This window comes from Alloprevotella rava (genome assembly GCF_014195585.1).
GTDB lineage: Bacteria > Bacteroidota > Bacteroidia > Bacteroidales > Bacteroidaceae > Alloprevotella > Alloprevotella rava.
Genome location: NZ_JACICA010000004.1, coordinates 13,987 through 33,586, shown reverse-complemented (window position 1 = coordinate 33,586; position 19,600 = coordinate 13,987). Strand labels below are relative to the sequence as shown.

The 19,600-nt window shown below is 44.8% G+C and carries 18 protein-coding genes; 9 read left to right on the top strand and 9 right to left on the bottom strand.

Features of this window, described 5'->3' with window-relative positions; all coding sequences use genetic code 11:
- Positions 1–29: 29 nt before the first annotated feature.
- The 3 genes from bamG to FHS60_RS04900 all read left to right on the top strand — a co-directional run bounded on the left by bamG (position 30) and on the right by FHS60_RS04900 (position 4,370).
- Entirely contained in the window at positions 30–1,328 is a 1,299-nt protein-coding gene (bamG, locus tag FHS60_RS04910) for a BamG family beta-barrel-assembly machinery protein (RefSeq protein ID WP_183695811.1), read from the top strand.
- Between the two features lie 18 nt (positions 1,329–1,346).
- Positions 1,347–2,033, top strand: a complete 687-nt coding sequence (lptC, locus tag FHS60_RS04905) for an LPS export ABC transporter periplasmic protein LptC (protein WP_183695808.1) — start codon at positions 1,347–1,349, stop codon at positions 2,031–2,033.
- Between the two features lie 84 nt (positions 2,034–2,117).
- The gene (locus tag FHS60_RS04900) at positions 2,118–4,370 is read left to right on the top strand and encodes a peptidylprolyl isomerase (RefSeq protein WP_183695805.1); all 2,253 of its coding nucleotides are present in this window, start codon (positions 2,118–2,120) and stop codon (positions 4,368–4,370) included.
- 597 nt (positions 4,371–4,967) lie between these two features.
- Here FHS60_RS04900 and mobV read toward each other — a convergent pair.
- From mobV to FHS60_RS04880, 4 genes are all read right to left on the bottom strand, one after another.
- Positions 4,968–6,224 (bottom strand): MobV family relaxase, encoded by a 1,257-nt coding sequence (mobV, locus tag FHS60_RS04895; protein ID WP_004585038.1) that lies wholly within the window; start codon positions 6,222–6,224, stop codon positions 4,968–4,970.
- 62 nt (positions 6,225–6,286) lie between these two features.
- Positions 6,287–6,490, bottom strand: coding sequence for a hypothetical protein (locus FHS60_RS04890; RefSeq protein WP_004585037.1), 204 nt, complete (start codon positions 6,488–6,490; stop codon positions 6,287–6,289).
- Between the two features lie 64 nt (positions 6,491–6,554).
- On the bottom strand, positions 6,555–7,487 hold the full coding sequence (locus tag FHS60_RS04885; RefSeq protein WP_005844603.1) for a toprim domain-containing protein: 933 nt from the start codon (positions 7,485–7,487) through the stop codon (positions 6,555–6,557).
- 369 nt (positions 7,488–7,856) lie between these two features.
- Positions 7,857–9,047, bottom strand: a complete 1,191-nt coding sequence (locus FHS60_RS04880) for a VapE domain-containing protein (protein WP_004585033.1) — start codon at positions 9,045–9,047, stop codon at positions 7,857–7,859.
- A gap of 602 nt (positions 9,048–9,649) precedes the next feature.
- Here FHS60_RS04880 and FHS60_RS04875 point away from each other — a divergent pair.
- Both FHS60_RS04875 and FHS60_RS04870 read left to right on the top strand, forming a co-directional pair.
- Entirely contained in the window at positions 9,650–9,922 is a 273-nt protein-coding gene (locus FHS60_RS04875; RefSeq protein WP_004585030.1) for a helix-turn-helix domain-containing protein, read from the top strand.
- 8 nt (positions 9,923–9,930) lie between these two features.
- Positions 9,931–10,227: a helix-turn-helix domain-containing protein gene (locus FHS60_RS04870; protein WP_004585029.1), complete on the top strand. Its 297-nt coding sequence runs from the start codon at positions 9,931–9,933 to the stop codon at positions 10,225–10,227.
- 90 nt (positions 10,228–10,317) lie between these two features.
- Here the strand turns inward: FHS60_RS04870 and FHS60_RS04865 are convergent, their stop codons facing one another.
- From FHS60_RS04865 to FHS60_RS04845, 5 genes are all read right to left on the bottom strand, one after another.
- Positions 10,318–12,993, bottom strand: coding sequence for a carboxypeptidase regulatory-like domain-containing protein (locus FHS60_RS04865; protein WP_004585028.1), 2,676 nt, complete (start codon positions 12,991–12,993; stop codon positions 10,318–10,320).
- Between the two features lie 16 nt (positions 12,994–13,009).
- Positions 13,010–13,726, bottom strand: coding sequence for a GLPGLI family protein (locus FHS60_RS04860; RefSeq protein ID WP_004585095.1), 717 nt, complete (start codon positions 13,724–13,726; stop codon positions 13,010–13,012).
- Between the two features lie 96 nt (positions 13,727–13,822).
- Positions 13,823–14,035, bottom strand: a complete 213-nt coding sequence (locus FHS60_RS04855) for a hypothetical protein (protein WP_004585094.1) — start codon at positions 14,033–14,035, stop codon at positions 13,823–13,825.
- Positions 14,036–14,223: 188 nt separating this feature from the next.
- Entirely contained in the window at positions 14,224–15,438 is a 1,215-nt protein-coding gene (locus FHS60_RS04850; protein WP_183695802.1) for a site-specific integrase, read from the bottom strand.
- 123 nt (positions 15,439–15,561) lie between these two features.
- Complete coding sequence (locus FHS60_RS04845) at positions 15,562–16,791, bottom strand: site-specific integrase (RefSeq protein ID WP_183695799.1); 1,230 nt, start codon at positions 16,789–16,791, stop codon at positions 15,562–15,564.
- 806 nt (positions 16,792–17,597) lie between these two features.
- Between FHS60_RS04845 and FHS60_RS04840 the strand changes: the two genes are divergently transcribed.
- From FHS60_RS04840 to FHS60_RS04825, 4 genes are all read left to right on the top strand, one after another.
- Positions 17,598–17,873 (top strand): hypothetical protein, encoded by a 276-nt coding sequence (locus tag FHS60_RS04840; protein ID WP_183695796.1) that lies wholly within the window; start codon positions 17,598–17,600, stop codon positions 17,871–17,873.
- Positions 17,874–17,938: 65 nt separating this feature from the next.
- A complete protein-coding gene (locus FHS60_RS04835; protein ID WP_040598444.1) occupies positions 17,939–18,169 on the top strand; it encodes a 4Fe-4S binding protein in 231 nt (76 codons plus the stop codon).
- 2 nt (positions 18,170–18,171) lie between these two features.
- Positions 18,172–19,269 (top strand): 3-methyl-2-oxobutanoate dehydrogenase subunit VorB, encoded by a 1,098-nt coding sequence (locus tag FHS60_RS04830; protein ID WP_183695793.1) that lies wholly within the window; start codon positions 18,172–18,174, stop codon positions 19,267–19,269.
- A gap of 9 nt (positions 19,270–19,278) precedes the next feature.
- Positions 19,279–19,596: a hypothetical protein gene (locus tag FHS60_RS04825; protein ID WP_183695790.1), complete on the top strand. Its 318-nt coding sequence runs from the start codon at positions 19,279–19,281 to the stop codon at positions 19,594–19,596.
- The last annotated feature ends 4 nt before the right edge of the window (positions 19,597–19,600 follow it).

Genomic DNA, 19,600 nt, shown 5'->3' with positions numbered 1-19,600 from the left:
TTATTCATCCGAACTTTAGACCTTTCAGAATGAAATATCCGCTACTCATAGCTTCCGCCCTTGCCCTTACGACAACGGCAATGGCCCAGAATAACGGCAGCAACTCCCCCTATTCCCGCTATGGCTTTGGTTTGCTCAACGATCGCCAAAGCGCAACGTCCACCGCCATGTCTGGCACTGGTTACGGCTGGCGCGGTGGAACAGAAGTGAACTTCAAAAACCCTGCTTCCTTTTCTGCAATCGACTCTCTGTCTTTCATCTTCGATGTGGGCCTTTCTTTGCAGAATGCTAACATCAAGCAGGGAAATCAAAGCGTTAATGCTCGCAACACTTCGATAGACTATATCACCGTAGGTTTCCGTGGCGCACGACATTTAGGATTTTCTCTTGGTATGATTCCTTATTCTACCATCGGATACAGCATGAATGACAAGCGCACATGGACAGCTTCGACAGGAGATGTGACAGAGACAAATGTACACAACGGTAGTGGCGGACTTCAGCAGGTGTATCTTGGTGTGGGTTGGGAACCTTTTAGAGGTTTCTCATTCGGCGTAAATGGTGGTTATCTTTGGGGTGACATGGAACACAACATAGTGGCTTCATTTAGTGACGCCACTATAAATACGCGCCGTAGAGCTTACGATTCACACGTCAAGACTTACACTGTGAATTTCGGTTTGCAATATGAGCAACGTATTAACAAAAAGAACTCCATCATACTCGGTCTGACCTACGGCTTTGGACATAAAACGCAGGGCTATGCAAACTACTACGATCAGCAACTGCAAAACAAGGTTTATGTAGGAGATACTCTCTCGCTCCGTAATGGCTTTGAATTGCCACATACGTATGGCGTGGGATTTACTTGGAACTACAATAATCGCCTCCGTGTTGCAGCCGACTACACACTGCAAGAATGGAGCAAAGTGCAGTACCCTACGCTTTCCACCTCTACTTCTGGCTACACTTACACTGCAAAAACTGGACAATTTACAGACTTGAGCAAATACTCCCTCGGAGCTGAGTATATCGTCAACCCAGATGGCTACCGTTGGTATAATCGTATTCGCTACCGCCTGGGAGCTGCTTATACCACGCCCTACACAAAGGTGAACGGAAGTGATGGACCACGCAACTATCAAGTAAGTGCAGGTGTTGGTATTCCGATAGTTAATAGTCACAACAATCGTTGTGTTCTCAATTTGGCAGCAGGCTTCGAGCACGTAGCTCCACAAATCAGTGGTTCTCTCAAAGAAAACTATATGCGCTTCAGCATCGGCGTAACATTTAATGAGAACTGGTTTAACAAGTGGAAGGCTCAATAACTTTCTATAGTCCTCGGAATGCAATCCAAAAACATACTTAATAAAATCTGTCAGCAAAGCCCTCTCCGAAAAGGTTTTGCTGCTCAGTTTTTATTACTCTCCCTCTCTTTCCTTATCTTTTCCTGCAATCAAGACGCTCCTCCTGTCAGCCATTTGGGGCAGAAGCGCGATTCTGTGGCCATAATGACAACAATGGGAGTATCAAAACTTATCTCTGATTCGGGCTATATGCGCTACCGCATCATAGCCGAAGAATGGCGTGTCTACGACAAAACGAACCCGCCACGCCAAGAATTTCCCAAAGGAATCTTTCTCCAGCGATTTGACAAAAACTTCAAGATGAATCTCTATATCCAAGCAGACTCCGCATGGTGCTTCAATCAAAACTTGTGGCGCTTGAAAGGACACGTAGTCATAAATGATATGGAGCAACGTACATACTTCCGCACGGCGGAACTTTACTGGAACATGGAGGAACATAGGTTCTACTCCAATACGTACATGAAGATCACGCAGCCCAACAAACAAATCGAAGGAGACCGCTTTACTGCCAACGAGCAGATGACAGAATACCACGTTTATCAGAGTAAAGGTTTCTTCCCTAAACCAGAAGAAAATGAAAAAAATCAACAACCTGACAAACAGCAAACTCCCGATTCTATTTTGCAGCAGGTGCGTCCAGCCCCCACTCCTATTAAAAAATAGACAAGACAAAGGGAAAGTATAAAATTATTTTTCTACCTTTGCCAGTCATAAAAATGAAATAAAATAAAATCTAAATAACACAAAATGGCAGCTTTACAATCTATTCGAAGCAAAGGACCTCTGCTGATGGGCTTCATCGGCATAGCTCTGTTTGCATTCATTGCCGGCGACTACTTCAAGGTGTTCGATGTTTTCTCGAACGATAATCGCCAGACCATAGGTGAAGTCTATGGCAAAAAGTTAAAGTACAACGACTATCAGACTCAGCTCGAGGAATTAACCCTGATGCAGGAATTTGCAAAGCAGATGCAGACGCAAAATCCTCAGGCAACGCTGACTGAACAAGAGAAGAGCCAGCTTGGTCAGCAAGTGTGGACCGACTTTGTTCGTAACACAACCATTAAACACGAAGCAGAAAAAGCAGGTTTGGAAGTAACAGAGGAAGATGTTCAGAATACTCTTCGCATAGGTCAGGCTTCTAGCCTCCAAGTTCTGGCTCAGATTTTCCCAAACCAGCAGGGCGGCCTCGATGTTGCAGGATTCCAGAAGTTCATTAAGGAGTTCGACTCCAACATGGCCAATATGCGCAAGCAGGCACAGCAGCAACCAGGCATGGCTGAATATATTGAGCAGTATCAGAAGATTCGCAGACTGTGCGACTACAGCCTTGAAAAACTGCACGAAGAAGTGTTAGCCAATAAGTTCTACTCTCTGCTCGGAGCTTCTGTTATCGCAAACAAAGAAATTGCTAAGGTAGAATTTGACCTCCGCAATACGCAGAGCGAGGCAGATGTTGTAGCCATCCCCCTCTCTTCTATCCCCGACAGTCAGATCAAGATTGCTGATGCCGATCTGAAGAAGGCCTACGACGAATACAAGGAATCTCCCATCATCAAGAATCCTGCTCGTAGCGCAGATCTCCAAGTTCTTGACATTCAGGTAAAGGCTAGCGCAGCCGACCGCGCAGCTCTTGAGAAGGAAATGCAAACAGCTCAGCAGCAGCTACAGAATGGTGCAGATCCTGCAACTGTTGTTAGCACAGCTAATTCTAACGTTCATTACGTTAATGCAGCTCTCGGCAAGAACGCTTTTGCTCAAATCTCCGATGTACAGCAGAATCTGGACTCTATGAGTGTTGGCCAAGTGAAGCCTATGTACTACAACGCGCAGGACAATACGCTCAATGTTCTCAAGCTTATCGCTAAGACACAAGCCCCCGACTCTATCCTTTACCGCGCTATTGGCGTGGCAAATGCTGACAAAGCAAAGGAAACAGCTACTGCCGACAGCATCTACAAGGCTTTGCAGGGCGGTGCTAAGTTCAAGGACCTCGCTAAGAAGTATCAGCAGCAGGGCGACTCCTCTTGGATTGTTGCTTCACAGGCTGAAAATCTCAATATGCAGTCCGACGATGCAACTTTCATCACGCAGCTTTCTAGTGGCGCAGGCTTGAAGCTCATCAAGCTCTCTCAATACACAATGATTGTTGAGGTACTTCAGAGCAAAAAGCCCGAAACGAAGTACAACGTTGCCATAGTAAAGCGTACGCTCGACTTCTCCAAGAAGACACACAACGACGAACTCAACAAGCTCAATATGTTCTTGGCTAAGAACCGCGACCTCGACAGCTTCATCAAGAATGCTGGTAAGGCTGGCTATATCCTCCGCCCGATGGATGCATACTCTCAGAGCAATCTCCAGATCCAATCACAGATTGGTGGTGAAGGCGCAAAGGATGCAATGCAGTGGGTGTTCGACAATGCTAAGGCTGGTCAAATCTCCAAGCTCTATGAATGCGGTTCAAACAATGACCACTTGCTCGTGATTGGTGTAAGCGCAATCAATGATGGCGATTATCTCCCCTTGGAGAACAAGACTGTAAAGGATTTCCTTACACGCGTTGTTCGCCAGCAGAAGAAGGCTGAAATGATTCTTGCACAAACCAAGAACGTTAAAAACATCAACGACGCTAAGAAGCAGAAGGGCGCCATCAACGAGATGATCCAAAACGTTGCTCTCCTTGGTCAGCCAGCACAGCTCCAGGCATTGGGCGTTTCTGAACCTCGCCTGACGGGTGCTATCTATCGCACAGCTAAAGGCCAGTTTACTGGTGCTGTTCAGGGCGAAGGTGCTGTTTATTTTGCACAGGTAACCAACAAGGTGAAAGGTGCTGAGCAATTCAATCTCCAGCAGCAACAGCAGCAGATCGTTCAGCGCATCTTCAGCAGCATTGTTACTCAAAGCTACTTCGGCGGTGCTCAAGAAGTTCTCCTTGCTACTCTCGTTCAGGAACAAGGCCACATCACTGACAATCTCTACCGCTTCTTCCGCTTCTAAGGATTAAGCAGTAATCATATCAAAGCCCGATGCAGAAAATTGCATCGGGCTTTTTCATGTATTCAAGGGAGCCACCCATACTGTCTATAATTTTGACAATCAATTTTTCCAATCTAGCGCAGAAAATAGGGCAGACAAACTTGAATTGAAGCAAGAGAGGAAAGAAAAGCACTTTTGCGCAGGAACGAACCTCTATTTTTCACAAGAAAAAGTCAAAAAAGGAAGAATACAGAATCAAAAAAAGGCCTTTTCAGACTATTTTGTGCAAAAACACAATAAGGCTGCCAGCTGATATCCTTATTGTGTCCGCGGATTCCCTTATTGTATTTGAAATTTCCCTTAGGAGATTTTTCGCTTGCGAACTATCTTATTGAGTAATAGAGTGTTACCTTTGAGAGATAGATGAATAGGTAACGATTTAGAAATGAGCGGAGTGCTTTGAGGCACACTGTTTTGAATAACCAAAGAACGCTCACTATTATCACTTGCAAAGGTACAGATTTGCGAGCGAAAGTGAGCGTTCTTACGTGATTTTCTTCTTAAAAAGTTTTGTCGCAACTGAAATACAACGATGAAAGAGAAGGAGGTCTTTCGGTTTTATAGCCGTTGCGAGCGATTACGATTGATAAGCTGTTTCCATTTCTGTTCGCACCAATCGGTAACGGGAAGTCCGTTGATAGTCAGTAGCGGTCGCTTCTTCTCATCCTTAGCGATGCGGATTTCACAACCCTCTTCCGTAAACTCTCTCTTGTATAGTCCCGAATAGGCTTTAGCCGTACCTCGCTGGGGAGCTTCCGTGCGATACATTTCTGCAATTCTGTCATCAGAGAAATTCATCTTTCGGAGCATCAGACGGATATTTAAGAGTTGGTAGAAACCATTGAAGAAGCGTTTTATCCAATTCCGCTCTTCCTCGTAAACCTGCATGGTCTCTTTCAGTTCGGCAATGGCTCTGTCTCTTCCCTTAACCGTGTCCTGCAAGAGAACAATCTCCTTTCGGATTTCATTCTTCTCCTTTTCCGAAAGATACCGCTGTCGTTCGGCTTCCTGTTCCAAGTCTGCGATGCGTTTTTCTGCCTTGTCGAGTTCAGAGTTGCCAAATATAGAATAAAACGTACCTTTCATTCGGAGTTTGCCTGCCTGCTTCTCCAACTCTTTTATCTTGGCAGTGAGTTCTGCTTCTTGCGCCTCTTTCTCTTTCGTGGATTTTAGGACTTCCTTGTAATACTCCATCGTGGTGCGGTGCTTGGCTTCCGAACCGTGTACGCCCCGTTCCAATCCGAACCGTTGCATTCGCTTGGCATAACTCGTCTGATAGTCTTCCAACTTTTTGGGCGTGAGCACATCATCTGCACAAAGTCGTACCTTATTCTTCTTTGTCTTGTACTTCCGCTTGCCGTTCTTGGCTTCCTCTTTGGCTTTCCGTCTTTCACCCGTGACAATCGGGACAACTGTGGCGTGAATATGAGGTGTGTCCTCATCTGCGTGCAGTGTGGCTGCGACCACATTGTCCGCCCCGAAAGTGGTGCGAAGCCAATCCATCGTTTCATTGCACCATTCGTACAGGCGTCCTTCTTGCTCTATGCGAGCCATATCCTCCGGTGAACTTGACAGGATAAAGCGTAAGGCTTTGACTTGGTTCTGTGCCACCTTTCGGTAGATACCTGCCGTGGCGATGCGATGCTCTATCGCTTCGGTACGGTTAGTTACATTTGCAGGGAATTGCACCAGCTCTCGATTGAGGTGTGTGCGGGAGGAATCGACGTTACTCGGCATGAATGTACGCGCTATGTGTGCGGTCATTGCCGAGTCGTTTCCTCTCGCCTTGTCTATATGTAAAACGGCGTAGCCCATTGCTTGAAGATTGATTTAGGGGTATCCAAAGGGGCACCGCCCCTTGGCTCAGGAGGGTATTTTTAGCGATAACGGAGTGCAGCGTAAAGAAAATACCCTAATGAGCTATGGCATTTTTCGAAATGTCCGCTCCGCCCTGCTCGTGCTTCTTTCTTGTTGCGTTGCATCCTGTGAATGCCTGCACGCTTTGTTTCTAAGTTTTGCTCTGCAAACTTGCTGTTCTGAGGAACTGCCGTAGCTATCGAAACAAAGCCGTTTATTCGCATACATTTTATTTTCTGCATCTTTGAATACCTGATGATAGAATAATGTTGTTTGCTCTCTTTTGCCTTATCGTCTAAGTCCTCGTTTGCGAGGTGGTATCACCTGCTTTAGTTCTGTTCTTTGGGCAACGTGGTACTCATTGAGGTCTTTGTATCGGGCATAGTATTGGCTCATATCCTCTACCTTGATGCCTGAAGATTGGATACCCTGAAGAGCTTGCCGTCCTGCTTCATCGTTGTCGAAGAATGCACGGACGGAGAGAATGCCATTCTCGCAGAGATAGGCGATGGCTCGTGGTAGATTGCTGACGGAGTTCAGAACTATGGAAGGCGAAATGCTTTCTTTCCCTTTCATTGTGAGATAGGAAAGGAAGTCCATAAAGCCCTCGAAGATGCAGAGAGGGGAGTTGTTCGTTTCTCCCGCAACTACGGATATATCCTTTGGTGCGATTGTTCCTTTGAATGTCTTGTCGTCCCGAAGCTCATACCCTCCTGCACGGTTGACAAAGCCGATGGCAGAATACTCTCGTCCTCCTACCTCATAGCGAACGTGACGGAGATAAGGGCTTGCCATGGCAAGGTCTATCCTGCGTACCTCTCGGAGATAGCTTTGCAGATGTAGGGGTAACTCTTCGCTGATGGAAAGAATGTGCCTTGTACTTGTGGAATTGCTCGTAGTAATGGTTGTTTCACGATGAAAGGAAGAAGGGGCGAGGGTTGTCGCTTTCCCTTCAGCAAGATGTGCCATTGCTTCGTAGGCACTGCATCCACGCATCCGCATCACAAGGTCGATGATGCTTCCGCCTTGGCTTGTGCCGTAGTCGTGCCACAGGTTTTGCCGAAAGTCCACTTTCAAACTGGCGTTGGAGTCTTCTCGGTAGGGTACGTGATAAAGGGCATAGCCATTGTAACGCTTGGCAGGCTCGATACCGCAGGCGTGCAGATAGTCCGCTATCGGTATCGCCTTGATGTATTGTAGGTCGTAATATTCGTTGTTCATTGCTGTTATCGTTGGATTTGGATTATTCATATTCATTTGTTCGTTATTTCATTGTTCGCTCTGTTTTCTCTTTTTGGAATTTTCCCCTTTTCATCTTACTACCCTTCGACACTCGGATAAGTATTTGACTGTGAAAGAGAAAAGTGTAACACTTCATTCGGATTTATCCTTCTACATCTCCTGTCTACACCTATCCTCTTTCATTCTGCCGTAGAAGCGTAGAAAGATGGTAGTAAGCTGTGTCGCAAGATGGACACCTCCTGCAATCCTTTCTCTTTCACCGTATTATCCTTGGTTGTAGTAACGTAGTAAGGAGGATAGGAAATAAAAGAGAAAGGGGTATTGCAAAGGGATTGCAACAACAGAGTGCTATGGCGGTTGCTCGGGGTAAACCTTACGGACGGCATAGACATACACGGGATTGCCGTTTATCCTGCGACACTCCCTCGTATAGCCTGCCTTTCGCAAGGCTTCGCCCATCCGTTTGCTGGAGAGCGGTTGTCGAGTATAGCAGGAGAGATAGCCCACTATCTCCGAATTGGTCATATAGAAGCGTTTCGTTGCCGTCTCCGCTTCCGTGGGAAAGGTGAAATAGCGGAGCAACAGTTCTATCTCTGTCGTATAGACTTGGAAGGCTTCGCTGTTTCTATGCAATTCAATAATCTCTTCATCATTGAACCAATAGCGAAACCCTTCATTCAATCGTGTCTTGGCTTCGCTGTAAACGGCATCCATCGGAATGCTCTTGGCTTGGTCTATATCTATTGCCTGCACTTCAAAGGGCAGGAAGCGTCTGCTCCCTGTCGGGTCAGTGAGGAAGTCGTTGCCATTGACCGAAGCCACGAAACTTGCCAAGTGGGGTCGCTCCTCAATGTGTTTCTCATAAGGCATACGGTACTTCACCTGCGGACAGGTGATAAGGTTCTTCAGTTCATTCTCGTCCCGTTTGTTAAGGGCTTTGAGTTGGTCGTCAATGTTGATGATGAGGTTTTGCCCGATAAGACTCAGCACGTCCTTCTCCTGTGGGTATATCTTCCCTGTATAGCGGTAATCGGAGAGAGACGGAGGGCAGAGCAAATCAAGGAACGTGGTTTTGAATTTTCCCTGATCGCCTGTCAGTACAAGGCAGGTATGGTTACGACATTGCTTGTCGTCCATCGCATTGGCAACTACTGCCACCAGCCACTTGGTGAGGTATTCCCTCCACTTCTCGGGATGGGTTACGCTCACGCAGTCGGCAAGGGTGGTGATAGTTTCCGTATTTCCTTTCGTCTGCGGTAAGGCTTGGAAATAGGCTTGCACGGGATTGATGCGTGGGGAGAAATCGCTTTCGATGATACAGTACAGGTTCTCGGGCGAGGTCTGTATATCGGCTTCCTTGTCCAAGGCTCGTTTGAGGGTATTGATGCAGTAGCGGTCTATGGCTGTGTAGTCGTCCGTTCCTCGTGGACGGTACTCCGCTCGGTGCAACACGGTGTTGTATCGAAACTCGTAGCGAGCCGAAAGGAACTCTTCTATTTGGGCGTTCTTGGAGGGGCTCTCCTTCTCTTCTTTTTTCATTGTTCGTACTTCTTCTGTTTGCTTGGTTTTGAACTTTCACCCGAAATGGGATGCTGAAACCAAGTTACAGAGGCGAACAGGTGAAGCCAAGCCTTGTGGCGTTGTTGCATCGAGGTGCTGCATATTTCTTCGGCAAAAGGAAAGGATACCTCATATTTTCTCCTCAAAAATCAGAAAACGACAAATGGAAGAAAGGGAAACGCTACCCGAATGGCTGTATCGGATTACATGCAGATGCATGCCTTTGCCTTTTCGATGAAAGCAGAGGGAAAAGCCTAAAAAGACAGGTAGTAAGATTCTCTCTAACAGAGCCATTTCATACCATTTCGACGCCAGAAGTATCCACTTAACAGGAATGGGGTAAACAGTATATGTCGGTTCGTTATTTTCGCATCGAAACAGGATTTTTTCCCTCGGAAGGAATTCGGGGAAACAGAGAGAAAAGGCAGGGAATCCCTTCTAAAAATAGATAGATTTTACTTATACATTTGCCTGCAAGTTCCTGTTATTTCCCTTGATTTCATCAGGTCAGAGAACAAGGATTTCGGCTGCATATATTTGCGCCAAAAAGAGAAAATAACAACAATTAAAACGATATTGATATGAGATTTACAGCCATCGACTCCTCCGCTTGGGAGGAACTGAAAAAGAGCATCGAAGAGTTGGCTCTTTGTATGAGAGAACATTTCGGGCTTCGTCCCGAAATGCCCGACTTATTGCACAACGGAGACGTGTGCCGAATCCTGAACATCAGCAAACGGACGCTCCAGCACTATCGGGACACGTCCGTGTTACCCTTTATCCAAATCGGGCATAAATGTTATTACAAACGCGAGGATGTGGAAGCACTCCTTGCCAAGTCCAATCGCCAATAACCACGACTATGGAACACGAAATTGTAAACAGAGAAACACCCGAAATGAAACAGCTCATTTCGGGCATTCAAGAAGTAAGCAAGCGTATTCGGGAGATTGCCCAAACGCACCGTCCGTTGTTCGGGGGAGAAATCTATCTCACAGGGAGAGAGGTATGCGAACGCCTTTTCGTCAGTCCTCGCACCTTGCAGGATTATCGGGACAAGGGCATTATTCCCTACACCCAAATCGCAGGGAAGATACTCTACCGTCTCTCCGACTTGGAGAAGCTTTTGGAAGAAAACTATAAGCAAAGATCTTTTTAGAAGCCCTCTGTTTGTGTATATGTTAGCAAGGTATGTTATTTATAATTTTCTTGTCAAAAAAAACGGAATTTGGAGTTATGTTATAAAAGATTATAGTGTATAACAGAGAGATAGAAGAATATGCCCAGGCAATCGTCTGTATAAGATAGTTGATTGGACTGTCGGGGTGAGGATTTCTTTCATCCATTCATTATCTTTAAGATGGAACACGTTCTCTCCCTGAAGTTTGATGTCTAACTTGTTTAATTTATATTTCATAGAGAAGTCTAAATCCCTAAAATAACGCTTGGCTTCGGCATCTTCAATTCTATTCGACTTGCCAGAAACAGAAAAAACAAAATTTCCTATATTTACATGAGTTGTTGCGAAACCTCCAAATTCTTGATTCCAAGAGTGGATATTGCTGTACGTAAATTTCTGGTCAAGACGACTAAAACGTACTCCTATCTCAAAATTAACCGGAGATTGGTACAGCCGTGAAATAAGATCCAATTTCGCATCTACTCTTTTGTTAATTAATTCGTCTTCTTTATCTACACGCATCAGGTTGTGTTTGCTGAGCGTATATTTACCTGATAATTTTATGTCCAATGGAAGGGTGCCGATTCCCTTACTCAAATAGGCGTTTGTTCTTAATGTATTGCTCCATCCTCCATCTTGATAAAAATTACTGATCAATAGTCCCTTTGAGGTTGTGACGGTAATATGCGTATCTCTATCCTTGATATAACTTAAATTGCCATACATCGAAAGCCGGTTAAACAAGCTGAAATAGGCATAGGATAAGTTTCCCTTAAACCTTTTTGCAAAAGGGTTCGATAATTTTGAGGGTAATTGGAGGTTATTGTATCCTTTAGCCAAAATCTGCTGAGAAAAGTAATCGATGGTTGAAGGAGAAACAGCTTCAGAGACAGACAGCATTAACCGATGCTGGTTACTCATTACTAATTCGATTGAAGCATGTGGCTCAATATAAAAAAGAGATTTCTCTCTCAATAGTTCCGGAGATGTTTTTTGTCTATAGGAGGAAAAATAAGAGCCTATGTTAAACCGGAATACCCCCTTGTTTTTCATCAGACTAATGTAAGGCCTGAATACTCTTAAATCGGCTGTTTCCTCGTTTATACTCGTAGGATAAGCCATCTTAAGTTCATTCCAATTCATCGACATGGAAAACTCACCTCGCAGATATATATTATTCAATACAGGATACATTCCACCTACGTAGGCGTTGAATCCTTTTTCCATGTCTTTTTTTATGTGTTCATGAAAATAAGGATAAATAGAATTTCCATTTATATGGGGTAATGGAAGCAGTAAGACATCGGTATATATATCACTATTGATCTTTCCTTTGTTGAAAACAAAACTTCCTCCACCGAAAAGAAGCCCTTTGCTCAAAAGCCATTTCATCTCAATATCCTGTTTGATACCGGAAAAGTGATTTTTCGGCTTTTCTAATGCATGGATATGATTATCATTGAATGTATTAGCATAGATATTATCGGCATTATGGTTTCGTATGTCTATCTTTGTCTTAGCACTGACAGAGAAAAAACGAGAAGGAATCCATTTCTGAGACAAATATTGAGATACAAGTTGGGTCTCTTTATCGGCAGTACCTGTTGATATATTTGTAAAATAATTCTCCGGCAAAGTATATGTATCCGTCTTTGTATGCGCCCCTTCTGATTTACCTTTGTTGAACAGTGTACTTGCTCTGAGTTTGTAGCTTGAGTGAGGGGTCCATGATATATTTATGTTTGCTAATCCTGCCGTACGTGCATGTTCATTCGTCGGAGGCAGTAAGAGTTGTTGTTCTTCAGGAGATAAACTTAAAGATGTCTGCGTTGAAGCTCCACTTCGGATCGATTCAAAGTCTATGATATTCGACATATAATCTTGAATCGAAAAAACAGCCTCACCTGTATTATTGGCGTTAATGATGGTACTGGCAGATATTTTTGGTAAGACTGTAATCAAAGATGCTTTGCTGATAAATTTGTCTTTCAGGCCGCCTCCGCCTTCAAAAGAACCGCTTAAAGCAACTTTTTTATTGGACTTCAGATTGAGGGCTAATTGTTCTTCTGCCTTGAAAGCATGGGCAATATCACCATCCGTATAATTCGAAAGCAATTCTATCGAATTGGCAAAATCAGGAGGAAGCGTATTCATGGCAACACCGGAAGAAGAGGATAAAATATCCTGCCCGTCAACCAAGACCTTTCCAATTTTCTTTCCTTGATATGAGATATTTCCTGTCTGGTCAACTTCCATACCAGGCATCTTTTTTACTACATCCCCAAGATTACGTTCATTCCCCAGTGTGTAATTCTTGCTGTTAAAAACAATTGTATCTCCTTTAGCATAAGCATCACGTGCTCTTGCCACAACAACAACCTCTTCCAGCTCTTTTGTGTCTTCTGTAAGAGTTATATCGAGAGGTGACTTAACTGCCCTAAGAGAAATTTGTTTATGAAATCCCAAGTAGCCAATTGAACGAACATGAATCCATCTCTTGTCAGGAATAGCCGAAAGTTGTCCTATCCTAAATTGCCCATGCTCATCCGTTACAGCATAGGAAATGTCTTTTTTAGATAAACTATCCGTTGAGATAACAACACTTGCATATGAGACAGGTTGTTTTTTTTCATCAAGCACTTGTCCTTTTATCGTAATTGTCTGTGCATATGAAACCTCATATCCGAATATCAATCCGAATAAAACAAAAAGAACATTTCGTGCAACATATCCAAAGATGTGCATGAGAACGATTTTTTCTTTACATTTTTATGATTTGAATACCTCCCGGCTGATGTTTGGGATCCACTCCTATTTCTTTCATTTTTTTCTCTCTCAGTTTTATGAACTCTTCCCGACTCAAAACTTCCCCTTTTGAAGGCGGTGTAATCTTTAAAATTGAAGCTGTGTACTCAACTTTCCGTGCCGAGTAAACAAAACTACCGCTTTCTATCTCCATGATTAAACCTGGTAAACCACAGTACCCAGCCGGGCCTATTTGTATAGGAATCTCTTCACAAAACCATGCAGTAATAGGCATCTTATCAATATGAGTAATAGCTTTCAAACAAGTTTTACCTAAAATAACCTTTGTCTCCTTACCAATCGTCCACGTTAAAGTTGCAAAGGGTTCTTTTACGATGAATTTTTTATCCATAATACCCTCTTGGGACACACGTTCTCGCTTCTTCATGTCTAAAAAAACACTTCGTTCTCCTCCGACAATAAAGTTTTTTCCTTGAAAAGCCTCCGAAAGAGCAGAGAATCCATAAAGTCCATCATGGAAATACATCGTGTATTCCTGACTTTTTTCTTGCATTTTTTGTATTGCAAGTTTTCGAATTTGTTCATTCTCGATTTGTTTTATTTTTTCAGGAATCTTCATTTCAAAAGAATAAGAAACCGTCACAGCTTTAGACTGCGAGAAACTTGGCAAAGCGCTCATCATTAAAAATATTGCAAAAAATAATCTGGCCATAACACAACTTTTTACCAACCAAAGCGAGAGTATTGCCTCCCGCTTTGATTATATTATAGGACAAGTTATCCAAAAGCCTATAGTCAAAAAACAGACTTAGTTCTTTTCGATAATAATAATAACTACTGTACCATCATCATAGATGATGATCCAAACCTCAACCTCTTGTTGCAACTGAGTTTGAGCCTCTGTTACAACGTTTTCAACTGCTACTTCCTGGGGAAGTGATACCATCTCAGTTGCACCTGCTGTCGGGGCAAAGCACATAGCAGCTAATGCTACGGCTAACGATGCGAAAAACTTTTTCATAGTCTTCTCTGTTTTTTTGTTTGTGAAAAATAAATTGTAGAAAGCACTCTTTTGCTTTCTCTCGCTGGGCAAGGTAGAAAAAAAATATCGACTGCAAAACTTTTTGTGTGTTTTTCCGCGCAAACGAATGAAAAATACCCAATAATAGGGATGCGAAAATACGCCTCATTAAACACTACCATATAAACCTAACCTTGTTTTATCAACCTCTCCATATCGTTTGCAATCTTTTGGTCTGTGATTTGAGCGTAAATTTGTGTGCTGGCAATGGATGAATGCCCCATCATCTTGGCAATGCTCTCCATCGGAATACCTGCCTCCAAAGTCAGCGTACCGAAGCTATGGCGGCCGACATGCCAAGTTAGCGGAGTTCGAATGCCACACGCCAAACCTACGGATTTAAGGTAAGTGAATAGTTTGCCTTTGCTTATCGTGTCGGGGAATATCTTCGTGTCGGGGAGTGTCTTGCAATTGCTCTCGTTGTCGTTCTTATAATCCCTCTTGCTTTTTTCTTTTGTGTAAAGGGAGAGTATCTGCTCCGCTATCGGATGCAGGGGTATCAAACTCTCCACTTCTGTTTTCTGTCTTGCCTTGCGGATATATCGCCTCCCTTCGCTATTCGTTTCGATTTGCGAAGCTCGGAGGCTCTGCAAGTCGGCAAATGCCAAACCCGTAAAGACAGAGAAAAGAAACATCCTTCGGCTTAGTTCCGCCCCTTCCTCCTGCAACGGGAATGCCAAGAGCTTTGCCACATCGCCTTTGCTCAGGAAACGAGGCTTGCACTCCACGGCTTCATACTTCACCTCCTCAAACGGATTGAGGCGGATTGTCCCCTGGCTGACGGCTCGATACATCAGCCGACTCAACCAACACAAATGCCCGTTTATCGTTGCAGGGGCATAGCCCTCCTTCTTCAAATGGAAACGATAATCATCAAAGAAATCTATCGCAAGAGCCGTTAGGGGAACATCCTCCTCTCCACGACTTCGTACAAAGGCATTAAGCTGTCTGTCGGAACATAGATTGTTACTATACATTCCCTCACTCTTGCTTTCTCGTTGGGCATTGAGTGCCTCCGCACTAAGGGCAAGAAGTGTCGTTGGAGTTCTTCCGATGCCTTGCAGATGGTTCTTCAGAAGTTCGGCACTCACTGCTCCATATTTGTAGAGCAAGGTATTGTACCCTTGTTCGATTTCCTCCCGAAAGGTTTGCAAGCGTTGGTTGGTCTTCTTGTCCGTTGTCTCCCCTCGCTTCACGCTCCAATCGTGAGGATTTGTGCTTTCGCCTGTGGTTATTACTACGTTCGCCCCGTCAATGGTGATGCGACAAAGGATTGTCGTTGTACCGTCTGCTTTAGTCTTGTTCTTATTGATATAAAATAAGATTTTGAATGTACTGCGCATAATCTTTTCATGTGCTATGTAAATGGTAATTACTTTTTGCTCCAAGGCTTCTAAACTTTTGGGCAAAAGCTTTATTGCTTTCTCGGAAAAGCTTAGGTGCTTTTGAGGGCATATTTTTGAATGTCACAAAGAGAGTTGTAAATCCTCGGTGAAAGAGAGAAATCGCTCGAACTCATCGAAGAGTTTCTTTGGGGTAACGTGGGCGTATCGTTCGGTCGTTTGGATATTGCTATGCCCCAACATTCGGCTCACCGTTTCGATGGGAACACCTCGTTCCAAAGTAATCAACGTCGCAAAGGTGTGGCGACCAACGTGTGCCGAAAGGGGGATGGAGATACCTGCCCGAAGTTGTAGGGCTTTGAGCTGAATAAGGTAAGCAGAGTAAGCAATGGGAGCAAAGAGCGTGCTACGTTCCTCCGATTGATACCGCTCTATCAAACGCACCGCTTCGGATAGGAGCTTCACACGACAAAGAGTATTGGTCTTTTGTCTACGGAACTTCAGCCACAAAGCCCCCTCATCATCCGTAAAGAGGTGTTCCCGATTCATGGCAATCATATCACAATAGGCAACACCCGTATAACAGGAGAAGAGAAAGAGATTGCGAGCGGTCTCCAACTCCACTTCATACGACTCAAAGGTCAAGCCCAGCAACTTATCCAATGAAGCCCTATCCAAAGCCCGAGGTTGTTTGTTCTCTCCTCGCTCTATCTCCACGTGCGCAAATAGTTGTCGCTCTGTTAATCCTTCACGATACGCCAAACGGCAGACTTTCTTTACCATCAATGCCATCTTACGATAATAGGCTTGCGAAAGTCCCAACTTTCCGACCGAGTAGTGTTGCAAGCATTCCAAGAAATCTTCTTCTATCTGTCCGAAAGGGATGTCAGCCGTGTGGTACTTCTCTCCAAAAAAGACTTGCAGATGCTTACGGACAGTATAGTAACCTCTCATAGTCGTAGCCTTTATTTCGATGCCCACCTTTTGCTCCATCTCTTCGACCATTCGGTCGTATCGCTCCAAGAAGGTGGTCTGGCTTTGCATACTGCCTTGAAACTGCTCCTTGATGTCTGTTGCCGTAAACACCGCACCTCGCTCGCAAAGGAGTCGATAAGCCGACTGCACCGAGAGGAGCAAGCGTTCCAACTTACCATTCGTTGCCACCGCTTCACGGCTCTTGCCGTTCAGTCTGCTCTCACGAGCATTCCACAACTTCGGGTCGCACGAGAGTTTACAACTCAATTGGGCGATGGTTCGCCCGTAGGTTATACGTCCCATTATCGGAGCTTGCCTCGACTTGTCCAATCCGCTCTTTTTGAGGTAGAGCAACACCTTGAATTTGTCTGTTTGCATACGCTTCTTTTTTATGGGCAAAGTTACCCGTTACCAAAGCGTTTTCAGCTACGCAAAACATTGTAGTACAAAGCATAAGCACCATAATGACAGAAAGGTGAGTTACCGAACACTCTTCTGTCGGTTACCTTCTCCTACCTCTTCGTTACCATTCGATGAATGGACTAACGATTTGGTAACGGAACTTCTGCATAAATCCACATCTTCTGCACTTTATCCCTCAATGCAAACCACCGAGATATGGCGCAAATCACCCTCATTTCCATTTACTTACCTCTTATCCTCTCTCTAATGCCCTTTCTTCGAATAGTTCCGCACAGTATTTGAAATTTCCCTTATAGGAACTTTAATTCCGCCTATAGAAATTTTATTTTCTCCTTGAGAAATTACAAAAAACCCTATTTTAGTGCCCACTCAAATTGGCGTTCTTTTCAATCAAAGGCATTTAAGTTGATTTTCATGCGATTCTCGGAGCCGTAGAATACGAAAATATTTTACAAATCACTAGTTATTAAAAGCCACAAGCTTATCATTCACTCCTATATTATAAGTATGAGCTAAGAGACCTCCTTTTATGGAAAACATAGCAGTAGCAAACAGTGGCGGTAAGCTATTAAAGCGACAGACAACAGATATTAGCAAACTCCTTTCTTATAAATAGGAAGCAAGAGCAAACGGCGGGAGCAGCAAAGAGAGAATCTAAAAAAAATTCTGCATAATAGAACGTGAAAAAATCCTCTATAAATTGGCAGGAAAAGAAAATAGCCTTAACTTTGCTTTTAGTGTAGAACATAACAATCCGCAAAATGCCGATAGATTACAGTGCAATAGCACAGAAAATTGAAGAAGGACAGATCGATAAAGCCCTGCAACTCGCAGACGAAGCCTTGTTGGCCTCTCCCGCTGATGCACAGGTGCTGTATCTGAAAGGGCAAGCCTATATGAAGCGCAGCGAATGGGGACTGGCCATCAGCTGTTTCCGCCAGTCGCACCAAGCCAACGGCAATGCCGCTGCGGCTCAAGCCGAGGAAATGCTCAATGGCATTATGGATTTCTACAACAAAGATATGTATAATCAATAACGACAAAAAGCCAGAGGAAGAAGAGCAACACCTCTCCCCCTCCAGCTCCTTAATACATAACAATTATGGGTAAAATGAAAGGCGCCGTCGTAGTGGACGAAAACCGTTGCAAAGGTTGCAGCCTTTGCGTGGTAGCGTGCCCTACACATTCGCTTGCGCTCGCCACGGGCGAAGTAAATCACAAAGGGTATGCCTTCTGCAAGCAAGTGGATCTCGATGCTTGCACAGGATGTACCAGCTGCGCTATGGTATGCCCCGATGGGTGTATCACCGTTTATCGAAAAAAAGAGGAATAACCATGGCAGAAGAAAAAGAAATCTTATTAATGAAAGGCAACGAAGCGATTGCTCACGCTGCCATCCGTTGCGGATGCGATGGTTATTTTGGTTATCCCATCACGCCGCAGTCTGAAGTGCTCGAAACCCTCGCTCTCCTCAAGCCGTGGGAAACCACAGGCATGGTAGTGCTACAAGCCGAAAGTGAGGTAGCATCCATCAATATGCTCTATGGCGGTGGTGGTTCGGGCAAACGTGTTATGACGTCCTCGTCCAGCCCTGGTGTGGCCCTTATGCAAGAAGGCATCGCCTATATGGCGGGAGCAGAAGTTCCGGGCCTCATCGTCAATGTTCAGCGCGGTGGCCCTGGATTAGGCACCATACAACCCTCGCAGAGCGACTACAACCAAGCTACGCGTGGCGGTGGTAATGGCGACTACCACGTTATTGTCCTTGCCCCGAACTCCGTTCAGGAAATGGCAGATTTTGTGGACTTAGGCTTTGAACTGGCTTTCCGCTACCGCAACCCAGCGATGATTTTGAGCGATGGTGTCATCGGACAGATGATGGAAAAGGTAATTCTCCCGCCACTCAAACCGCGCCGCACCAATGAGCAGATCTACGAAGAATGTCCTTGGGCTGCCAATGGTCACGGATTGAAAAAGCGCGGTCCTAACGTTATAACCTCTCTGGAACTCGAATCTGCGGCCATGGAGAAACGCAATCTCCATCTGCAAAAGAAATATGCTGAATGTGAAGAAAAAGAAGTGCGCTTCGAAGAGCAATACTGCGAGGATGCAGACTATATCATAGTGGCCTTCGGTTCAGCATCTCGCATTTCGCAAAAGGCAATGGACAATATGCGCGAGCAAGGACTCAAAGTGGGCCTCTTCCGCCCCATCACACTCTGGCCTTTCCCCAGCAAAGAGCTCAAGCGACTCAGCGAAAAAGTCAAAGGAATGCTGGTGGTTGAAATCAATGCCGGCATGATGGTCTTTGATGTGCAAGCCGCGGTGGAATATAGTATCCCAGTGCAGCACTTTGGGCGCCTCGGAGGTATTGTCCCCGATCCTGACGAAATCGTTCAGGCCATGGAGAAACTCAGAAAAGTTGCTAAATAAAACCCACCTATGAATTTAGACGAACAACGTTTCCTCGAAGAAGTGCGCAATGGTTGCCGCAAAGAAGACGAACAGCAGCAACAAAAAGAACGGAAACTGCTCTTCATTCGCAATATTATGAATAGCGTGTTTATCTTGTTGGCGCTCATCGCCATGATAGGAATGGCCTACACATGGTACGCTGAGAATGAGCATATCCGCCTCCTCAGCATAGGATTAGGCGTTGTTGCCGTCCTTATCAAAATGGTGGAAGCCACTCTACGCATGACCACAATGCTCCGCCGTCCCCACGGGCTGCAACGTCATGCACGTAGCAATAAAGAATAAGCGA

Coding starts and splice junctions, on each gene's coding strand:
- FHS60_RS04840 (WP_183695796.1), top strand. CDS start 17,598: ATGCCGATAGATTACAGTGCAATAGCACAGAAAATTGAAGAAGGACAG.
- FHS60_RS04875 (WP_004585030.1), top strand. CDS start 9,650: ATGAGATTTACAGCCATCGACTCCTCCGCTTGGGAGGAACTGAAAAAG.
- FHS60_RS04890 (WP_004585037.1), bottom strand. CDS start 6,490: ATGCGAATAAACGGCTTTGTTTCGATAGCTACGGCAGTTCCTCAGAAC.
- FHS60_RS04855 (WP_004585094.1), bottom strand. CDS start 14,035: ATGAAAAAGTTTTTCGCATCGTTAGCCGTAGCATTAGCTGCTATGTGC.
- FHS60_RS04885 (WP_005844603.1), bottom strand. CDS start 7,487: ATGAACAACGAATATTACGACCTACAATACATCAAGGCGATACCGATA.
- FHS60_RS04870 (WP_004585029.1), top strand. CDS start 9,931: ATGGAACACGAAATTGTAAACAGAGAAACACCCGAAATGAAACAGCTC.
- mobV (WP_004585038.1), bottom strand. CDS start 6,224: ATGGGCTACGCCGTTTTACATATAGACAAGGCGAGAGGAAACGACTCG.
- FHS60_RS04900 (WP_183695805.1), top strand. CDS start 2,118: ATGGCAGCTTTACAATCTATTCGAAGCAAAGGACCTCTGCTGATGGGC.
- FHS60_RS04845 (WP_183695799.1), bottom strand. CDS start 16,791: ATGCAAACAGACAAATTCAAGGTGTTGCTCTACCTCAAAAAGAGCGGA.
- FHS60_RS04865 (WP_004585028.1), bottom strand. CDS start 12,993: ATGCACATCTTTGGATATGTTGCACGAAATGTTCTTTTTGTTTTATTC.
- FHS60_RS04835 (WP_040598444.1), top strand. CDS start 17,939: ATGGGTAAAATGAAAGGCGCCGTCGTAGTGGACGAAAACCGTTGCAAA.
- lptC (WP_183695808.1), top strand. CDS start 1,347: ATGCAATCCAAAAACATACTTAATAAAATCTGTCAGCAAAGCCCTCTC.
- FHS60_RS04830 (WP_183695793.1), top strand. CDS start 18,172: ATGGCAGAAGAAAAAGAAATCTTATTAATGAAAGGCAACGAAGCGATT.
- FHS60_RS04850 (WP_183695802.1), bottom strand. CDS start 15,438: ATGCGCAGTACATTCAAAATCTTATTTTATATCAATAAGAACAAGACT.
- FHS60_RS04825 (WP_183695790.1), top strand. CDS start 19,279: ATGAATTTAGACGAACAACGTTTCCTCGAAGAAGTGCGCAATGGTTGC.
- FHS60_RS04860 (WP_004585095.1), bottom strand. CDS start 13,726: ATGGCCAGATTATTTTTTGCAATATTTTTAATGATGAGCGCTTTGCCA.
- FHS60_RS04880 (WP_004585033.1), bottom strand. CDS start 9,047: ATGAAAAAAGAAGAGAAGGAGAGCCCCTCCAAGAACGCCCAAATAGAA.
- bamG (WP_183695811.1), top strand. CDS start 30: ATGAAATATCCGCTACTCATAGCTTCCGCCCTTGCCCTTACGACAACG.